Source organism: Streptomyces sp. NPDC033131 (genome assembly GCF_055578365.1).
The window spans coordinates 23,115-30,647 of record NZ_JBVIPA010000066.1; the positions used below are offsets into that span (position 1 = coordinate 23,115).

Annotated in this window: 5 protein-coding genes and 3 pseudogenes; 6 read left to right on the plus strand and 2 right to left on the minus strand. The window is 68.2% G+C overall.

The features are described 5' to 3' along the window. Positions 1–125: 125 nt before the first annotated feature. The 3 pseudogenes from ACZ5XS_RS42610 to ACZ5XS_RS42620 all read left to right on the plus strand — a co-directional run. Positions 126–923, plus strand: a pseudogene (locus ACZ5XS_RS42610) (transposase family protein). Positions 924–1,157: 234 nt separating this feature from the next. Further along, positions 1,158–1,519 (plus strand): annotated as a pseudogene (locus ACZ5XS_RS42615) (transposase family protein); the annotation flags it as partial. A 61-nt stretch (positions 1,520–1,580) separates the two neighbouring features. After that, positions 1,581–1,811 (plus strand): annotated as a pseudogene (locus tag ACZ5XS_RS42620) (helix-turn-helix domain-containing protein); the annotation flags it as partial. 307 nt (positions 1,812–2,118) lie between these two features. Here the strand turns inward: ACZ5XS_RS42620 and ACZ5XS_RS42625 are convergent. Next, positions 2,119–2,742, minus strand: a complete 624-nt coding sequence (locus tag ACZ5XS_RS42625; RefSeq protein ID WP_468660755.1) for a RapZ C-terminal domain-containing protein — start codon at positions 2,740–2,742, stop codon at positions 2,119–2,121. 415 nt (positions 2,743–3,157) lie between these two features. Then, positions 3,158–3,280 carry a hypothetical protein gene (locus tag ACZ5XS_RS42630; protein WP_468660757.1) on the minus strand — a complete coding sequence of 41 codons (123 nt, stop codon included), beginning with the start codon at positions 3,278–3,280 and terminating at the stop codon, positions 3,158–3,160. A gap of 141 nt (positions 3,281–3,421) precedes the next feature. Between ACZ5XS_RS42630 and ACZ5XS_RS42635 the strand changes: the two genes are divergently transcribed. The 3 genes from ACZ5XS_RS42635 to ACZ5XS_RS42645 all read left to right on the plus strand — a co-directional run bounded on the left by ACZ5XS_RS42635 (position 3,422) and on the right by ACZ5XS_RS42645 (position 7,260). Further along, positions 3,422–4,891 carry an aldehyde dehydrogenase family protein gene (locus tag ACZ5XS_RS42635; protein ID WP_468660759.1) on the plus strand — a complete coding sequence of 490 codons (1,470 nt, stop codon included), beginning with the start codon at positions 3,422–3,424 and terminating at the stop codon, positions 4,889–4,891. A 112-nt stretch (positions 4,892–5,003) separates the two neighbouring features. Then, entirely contained in the window at positions 5,004–6,110 is a 1,107-nt protein-coding gene (locus ACZ5XS_RS42640; protein ID WP_468660761.1) for an NAD(P)-dependent alcohol dehydrogenase, read from the plus strand. A 148-nt stretch (positions 6,111–6,258) separates the two neighbouring features. Next, on the plus strand, positions 6,259–7,260 hold the full coding sequence (locus ACZ5XS_RS42645; protein WP_468660763.1) for an AraC family transcriptional regulator: 1,002 nt from the start codon (positions 6,259–6,261) through the stop codon (positions 7,258–7,260). Positions 7,261–7,533: the final 273 nt, after the last annotated feature.

A 7,533-nucleotide genomic window follows, 5' to 3' on the forward strand; every position in this document is an offset into this window, starting at 1 on the left:
AGTCAGCCACGCTGCGGCAGAACCACAGCGAACTTGGCTGCCAATGAACCTTTTTCATCCTGTGCTACCGGGGTGAACGAGGTTGCTCAGGGTGGTGTGACGTGACGAAGCCCCTCGTCGTTGGTGTGGTGATCTCACTCAACACGCCGACGGCCGGGGGGGCTTCGTTGGTCCATATCCTTCCGCGCTCGATGTATGGCACGAACTGGTTGAGCACGTTTCCTGGATCATTTGCGCCCGGCGGCGTGAACAGGGCATCCGGTGAAGGAAGTTGGGCTGCTTCCAGCAGGCTCTGCTCGCCCCTGGCCCACCTGCGCAAGAACGAGACCCTGGGCCCAGCTCGGCGTCGGCTTCGGCGTCTCGGAAGCAACGGCCTGGCGGTACGTGGACGAGACCATCAGCGTTCTCGCAGCCTGGGCACGCGGGAGGGCCTGACCGGCCGGGGCGAGGACGACTTCGTAGTCCTGGACGGCACCCTCACCCCCACCGACCGCGTCGCGGCCGACGAGCCGTACTACTCCCAGAAACACCGCAAGCACGGCATGAACGTGCAGGTCATCGCCACACCCGATGGCACACCCCTGTGGTTCTCCCGGGCACTGCCCGGCCGTACCCACGACCTGACCGCGGCCCGCGCCCACAGCGTGATCGAGACCTGCCTCACCCGGCAGATCCTCGTCCTGGCCGACCGGGCCTACCAAGGTGCCGGCGCCAGCGTCCGCACCCCCTACCACCACCACGAACTACCCGAGCACTACCAGCAGTACAACCGCAACCACGCCCGACTCCGCGCCCCCGGCGAACGCGCCTTCACCCAGCTGAAGACCTGGCGCCTACTCCGCCGAGCCCGCTGCTCAACCAACCGCATCGGACGCATCGTCGCCGCCGTCCATACCCTACTGATCTGCGGATACTCAGGATGAAAGAGGTTCAGTGAAGCCTGTTGCTTTGCCCATCCGCTCACACCACACCAGCGACCGCCAAACCGGAAAGCTACGGGTTAATGATCTGCGGGCCCTAAACTGGGCTCGACAGCTTCGGACTCGTACACGTTCTCACTGGTCATCGATGCATCTTCCATGATCTGGAGTTACACCGAACGTCTGGCTCTGTTGCAATCGGTGGAGACGAAGCGTGATCACCTTCGTCGACATCGCATGCGCGACGTCAACTCCCTCGTGGATACTGTGTCTTCAGGGTTGTCGGCGCTGGTTGTCGAGGACGTGGTGGACGAGGGCGAGGTGATCCACGTGTCGGCGCGGACTCGCCAGGAGTGAGTACCGTGTCCGATGTGCGGGACGCCGACTGTGAGAGTGCATGGCTTTCATGGACGTACCGTGGCCGATGTACCGATGGACGGCCGTCGGGTGGTGGTGTCGGTGCAGGTGCGGCGCCTGGCCTGCACTGGGCTGGGCTGCCTCGGCGGACCTTCAGCGAGCAGGTCCCCGGACTGTTGGAGCGGTACCAACGCCGCACGACCCGCTTGGCTGGCCAATTGGGCTTCATAGCCGAGGAGTTACTGACTTTGCTGGCGTGATGTCGTAGCTGACGAGCGGTAGTTGCTGCGGTAGGCCGGTTGTATGAGGTATCCGCAAGGAGGCGGGCTGACCGCCGAGCGACAGGCGTTTCGTGAGCACATCCGTTTGCAGGCGGCCGAGCTGTTCGCTGCTGGGCAGGGCAATGCCGCGGTCGCCCGTGAGTTACGTGTCAGCGTGCGGTCCGTACAGCGCTGGCGCCGGACCTGGGAGGACGGTGGGGAGCGGGCCCTGGCGTCGAAGGGGCCGGCATCCAGGCCCAAGCTCAGTGAGGCGCTCGAAGTAGGGGCAGATACGGAGCGGCGTGTAGCCGGTGCCGTCGCTGCGGCGTGCTTCGACGTGAACGCCGTAGTGCGCGGGGGGCATGCCGACGTCGTCGGGGAGGTCCGGGTTCGCCGCGGCGTGGGTGAGCGGCGCGTAGGCCGAATTCCACGCACCGAGGATCCTGGGTCGTCTCGCAGCGTAGCCAGACCGGTTTCCGGTAGCGCTCGCCGTAGGGCGTGTACGAGCCACCGGGGTGTTGCAGGGCGACGGCGATGATGTCAGGTCCATGGTTCGTCACCCGGGCGCGGGCGAGCGCGCTCTACGAACGGGCCGACCCGGACGGCGAGGTCCTGGCATTGGCGGGGGTCCAGGGGTTCGCGTCGCGGAGGGCGGCGAGCAGTGCGCGGAACTGGTCGAGGGCGGCCTGGCCCTCAAGGCTGAGGGCGCCGGGCGCGTGGCCGCAGCGGCGAAAGAAACGGCGCTTCATCGGGGCCTCCTGCGTGGCGCTGGGGTGGGCGGTGCCGTTGGCGGGGGTCTTGAGCACGCGCGGCAAGTGGACGTGGAGGTGCTCGACTTCGACCTCGCGGCCCCGGTCGCGAAGTGCGCGGGCGAGGATTTCGGTGAGGCCGCTTGCACGGTGCCGGCCTCCTGCACAACCGATTACGATGCGGCGAGGGCCGGCGGGCAGGTCGGCGAGGTTGGCGATGAGTTCGCGGGCGCCGGGGGTGTTCAGGACGACGACGTCCTGGACGGGATTGAGGCCGTCCAGGTCGAGGATGTCGCGGGCTGCCGCAAGGTAGCGGAGCCGGTCGCAGGCGTCCTCGATCCGGTCTCGGGCGTCCTCGATCCGGTCGGCGGCGGGCGGGACGGGAGAGCCGTCCGGGCCGGTGGGCAGGTGCAGATAGCCAAACGGGATCAGGCGGATCGGGTGGGTCAGGCGCACGAAGGTGCCTCCGGGTCGCTGGTGAAGAACGGGAACGACGGAGCGCCGCGCCCGGCCGGGAAGGTCAGGCGCGGCGCTCCGGGAGTGCTACTGGGGGTGGTGTCGGTGACCACGAGGAACTGGTCGCTGCCAAGGTCCATCACGACCTGGGCGTCCGTGCACTGGGCTCGTTGGGCGGCGGCGTACGCTTCCGCCGGCCATGAGCCTCGGAGGGGCTCCGGCGGGGAACCGTTCCAGGACGGTGCGGGACTGCGCGGTGGTCGTGGCCATCACTCGTCACCGCCGTTCACGCGCTCGTGGATCTCGATCAGCGTGCCGATGGTGTCGGGACTGTCCGCCGTGCCGACCCACTGCCGAGGGCGGTGAAGACGGGCACCGTCTCGGTGTCGGTGTCGAACACCACGACGTAGTCGCCTTACCTGTCGAGGACCATCTCCTGCAGTGCCCGCGCCGGTGCGGTGACCAGGACCTCCAGGGCGTCGACGGTCTCGGTGACGAGATCGGCGTCGATGCGCCTTCCCAGCCGAGAGACCCGCATGCCAAAGCTGACCGCCGCCGGTGGCTCGGTGTGCGTTGAGCGTCCGTCTGTGTGCGTTCCATGGGCTGCCCGACGAGCATCACCGGTTCCTACGCTCCTCCCATCGAAGCGCGGACCGCGCAATGACGTGGAGGAAACCAAATGAAGGTGGACGTAGGGCTCGCCGACCATTATGAGCCGCTGATCGGCGGAAAGCGCGTGTCGATCTCGACCGAAACGTTCGACGCCGTCAACGCGGCGACCGGTGCCCGGCTCGCGACGATCACCCGTGGAGGACCAGACGACATCAACGCGGCGGTGACAGCCGCGAAGTCGGCATTTCCGGGATGGGCCGCGACCCCCGTGGCGCAGCGGTCCGCACTGCTGCACCGGCTCGCGGACTGGGTCGAGGAGAACATCGACCGGCTGGCCGTGATCGACGCGATGGACATCGGGCGCACCATCGGGGAGACCGCGATCGATCACCGCATCGCGATCAGCCAGTACCGTTTCTTCGCCGCCGCGGCGGTCACTCACACCGGGTGGAACAACCCGGTACCCGGCGGCTGGGCGATCGCCAAGCGTGAGCCTCTGGGGGTCGTCGGCCAGATCATCCCGTGGAACGTCCCGGCCATCATGACGGCCTTCAAGCTCGCGCCGGCGCTCGCCGCGGGCAACACGCTGGTGCTCAAGCCGGACGAGAACGCCTCCCTGTCCACCCTGGAACTCTGCGTGGCGCTCGCGGAGATCTTCCCGCCCGGAGTGGTCAATGTGGTGCCGGGGATGGGGACCGAGGCGGGCGCTGCGCTGACCGCCCACCCCGACGTCCAGAAGCTCGCCTTCACCGGCTCGGCCGAGGTCGGCAGGATCATCGCCCACGCGGGTGTCGACCGGCTGGTTCCCGTCTCCCTCGAACTGGGAGGCAAGAGCCCGAACATCGTCTTCCCGGACATCGACGACCTGGACCGGGTGGTGGACAACGCGGCCTTCGCCGCCACGTACTGCAACGGCCAGTCCTGCCTCGCGGGCACGCGGCTCTTCCTGCACGACGACCTCTACGACGACTTCCTGAGCCGGCTGACCGGCGTGTTCGAACGGATCACCGTGGGTTCGCCGGTCGATCCGGCGACACGGCTCGGCTGCCTCGTCTCGCAGACCCAGGGCGAGCGGGTCCTCGACTTCATCGCCTCGGGCAAGGAGGATTCCAACCTGGTCACCGGGGGATCGCGTGCCACTGTTCCCGGCAACGAGGCGGGCTGGTTCATCGAACCGACGGTCTTCGAGACGGACAACACCTCGCGCATCGCGCAGCAGGAGATCTTCGGTCCGGTCCTCTCGGTCATCCGCTGGCGGGACTACGACGAGATGATCGAGCAGGCCAACGGCGTCGACTACGGGCTCGCGGCAGGTGTCTACACCTCGAACCTGACGCACGCCATGCGGACCGCGGACCGGCTCAAGGCCGGCTCCATCTGGGTCAACCAGTACTTCAACCTCGTCGACGGTTCACCGTTCGGCGGGTACCACGGCAGCGGGATCGGGCGCGAGTTCTGCGCGGAGACCCTGGACATGTACACGCAGCTGAAGTCCGTCGTCCTCGCGGAGCAGGTCCCGCCGCCGATGTTCGGCTGACCGGGTACGCGAGTGGACCGTTCCGGCGGCTCCCGCGTCGCTCCCCCGGAGCCGCGCTCACAGCCCCGGGTCACGGCGGCTGACGTTTCGCACTCACAGAAAGGCCCCCGTCATGACACATGACGTCCAAGCGGCAGTCGTGATGGAGAAGGACGGACCGTTCACCATCCGCGACATCACGCTCGCCCCTCCCCGGCCGGGAGAGGTACTGGTCCGCAACAACTCCGTCGGTGTGTGCCACACCGACATCATCATGCGAGAGCAGTTCTTCCCCGTGACCTTCCCGGCGGTGTTCGGGCACGAGGGCGCGGGAGTCGTCGAAGCAGTCGGCGAGGGCGTCCGCGCGGTGGCGCCCGGCGACCATGTCATCCTCGGCTTCAACTTCTGCGGCCGATGCGACAACTGCCTGCGCGGCAAGCCCGCCTACTGTCTCGACTACTACGACTGGAACTTCACCGGCCGTCGCGTGGAGGACGGCAGCAGTGCGATCAGCCTGGATGACCGGGAGATCTTCGGGCACTTCTTCGGACAGTCATCGTTCGCGACGCATTCCGTGTGCCCCGAGCGCAGCCTGGTCAAGGTACCCCAGGACGTGCCTCTGCATCTGCTCGGGCCGTTGGGCTGCGGCATCCAGACCGGAGCGGGTGCGGTGCTCAACTCGCTCGAGGTCGAGGCGGGAAGCAGCATCGTGGTGTTCGGAACCGGCGGAGTCGGCCTGAGCGCCATCATGGCCGCTGTGGTCGCGGGTGCCACCACCATCATCGGTGTCGACACGCGGCCCGAGCGGCTGGAGCTGGCACGTGAGCTGGGGGCGACGCACACCATCGACGCGAGCAAGGAGGACGTCGCCGCGCGCATCGCGTCCCTGACCGGTCACGGGGCCCACTACAGCGTCGAGACGACCGGCAGTCCCCAGGTGCTGCCGCTGGCGGTCGACTGCCTGCGAGTGACCGGTGTGTGCGGCACCATCGGGGCCTCGCCCATGGGTACGACCGCGGCGATCACGATGAACAACCTGATCTTCGGGCGCACGATCCGCGGTGTCTGCGAGGGGGACAGCGTGCCGGGAGTCTTCATCCCCCGGCTCATCGAGCTGTTCCGCCAGGGTCGGTTCCCGATGGACAAGATGATGCGGACGTACCCGTTCGGCGACATCGAGAAGGCGTGCGCCGACGCGAACGAGGGCCGCACCATCAAGCCGGTCCTCGTTTTCGACTGAGCGTCGGCCCGTGTGCCGGGACCGTCCCCAGGACGACCTTGGCACACGGGCCGCGAGACGGAAGGCACGGTGACCGCTGCGGCTACTGGACGTACAGTCGGGACTGCGCACGCCCTCTCGGGCGGGTCTCGAACGGCGGAGGCTCAGCATGGTGATCACCTCGGCGGTGTCGACGTCCGATCTCGACGAAGCCCGTCAGCGCCTGGGCGACGTCTACTGTCCGCACCGGATCGCAGCCGGCCCGAGGTCGGACGCGAGCGAGTTCTTCTGCCGTCAGACCGGACACGGATGGGCCGGTCTGGCCGCCTTCGACCTGCAGTACGGGGGGCGAGAGGTCGTCGTCGATCCCGTGCCCTTCGACGACTTCGTCCTGGTCACGCGACCGCTGCGGGGCCGGTTCGGCGTCACCGCCAAGGGCAGCGGCGAGGGCCGGGGAGCGGAGACGTCCTCCCATGCGATCGTCACCGACCCCTATGGCTGGCACCAGCTGCGCTGGCGCGACGACTGCCGTGTGATCAACCTCGTGTTCGAGCGCTGGAGCGTTGAGAAGATCGCCGCCGAAATGTGGGGGCAGGACGAACCGTGCCCCGTGCGGTTCGAACTCGGCCCGCCGCGCCGAGGAGGGGCGGCGATGCGCTGGGAGTCCGTCTCCCGCATGCTGTGGTCGGAGCTGAGAGTCGGCAAGGCCAGCCCTGACGGCGTGAGTCTCACCGACAGCCCGCTGCTCAGGGATGCTCTTGTCCGGCTCGGTGTCTCTGCGCTCCTGGAGGCCTACCCACATTCTCTGCAGCGCGTGCGGGATGACGCCGGGGCGGTCGCGGCCGCGCCGACCGCGGTGCGCCGGGCCAACGCCTTCATCGAGCTGAACGCCGACCGGGACATCGGACTGGCCGAGGTCGCCGAGGCGGCTCGACTGAGCGTGCGCGGTCTGCAGGCCGCCTACCAACGACACGACCTCGGCTCCCCGATGCGGCAGCTCAAGGAAGCGCGTCTACGGCGCGCCCGCACGGAGTTGCGTACGGCGAACCCCGGAGCGACCACGGTGAGCGCGGTCGCCGGCCGATGGGGCTTCACCAATGTGGGGCGTTTCGCTGCCGACTATCGCCGCATGTTCGGGACCACGCCCGGCCGGGACCTTGCCGGGGAGTGAACGACTGCCCGCGGAGCAGGTTCGCCTCACCCATCGCCTGACACAGGGCGCAGGCTCCCCGCGCGCCGGGCTTCCGGCGCCTCGGAGGCCCACCCGGCCCAGGGAGCCTGTAGGCCAGTACCGCGAGCCTTACCACAGGCGGTGTCCGCGGTGGTTGGCCGAGCGGCATGTGCCAAGAGCTAGGTGTACTGACCCGTGAGGTTGTGGACGCGGCTGGCGGGTGGTTGGCCTTTGAGCGCGGTGTGTCCGCGGTGGTGATTGTAGGTGTGGAGC

Excerpts from the sequence above, each read along its gene's own strand:
- ACZ5XS_RS42635 (WP_468660759.1), top strand. The coding sequence starts at position 3,422 with ATGAAGGTGGACGTAGGGCTCGCCGACCATTATGAGCCGCTGATCGGC.
- ACZ5XS_RS42630 (WP_468660757.1), bottom strand. The coding sequence starts at position 3,280 with ATGCGGGTCTCTCGGCTGGGAAGGCGCATCGACGCCGATCTCGTCACC.
- ACZ5XS_RS42640 (WP_468660761.1), top strand. The coding sequence starts at position 5,004 with ATGACACATGACGTCCAAGCGGCAGTCGTGATGGAGAAGGACGGACCG.
- ACZ5XS_RS42645 (WP_468660763.1), top strand. The coding sequence starts at position 6,259 with ATGGTGATCACCTCGGCGGTGTCGACGTCCGATCTCGACGAAGCCCGT.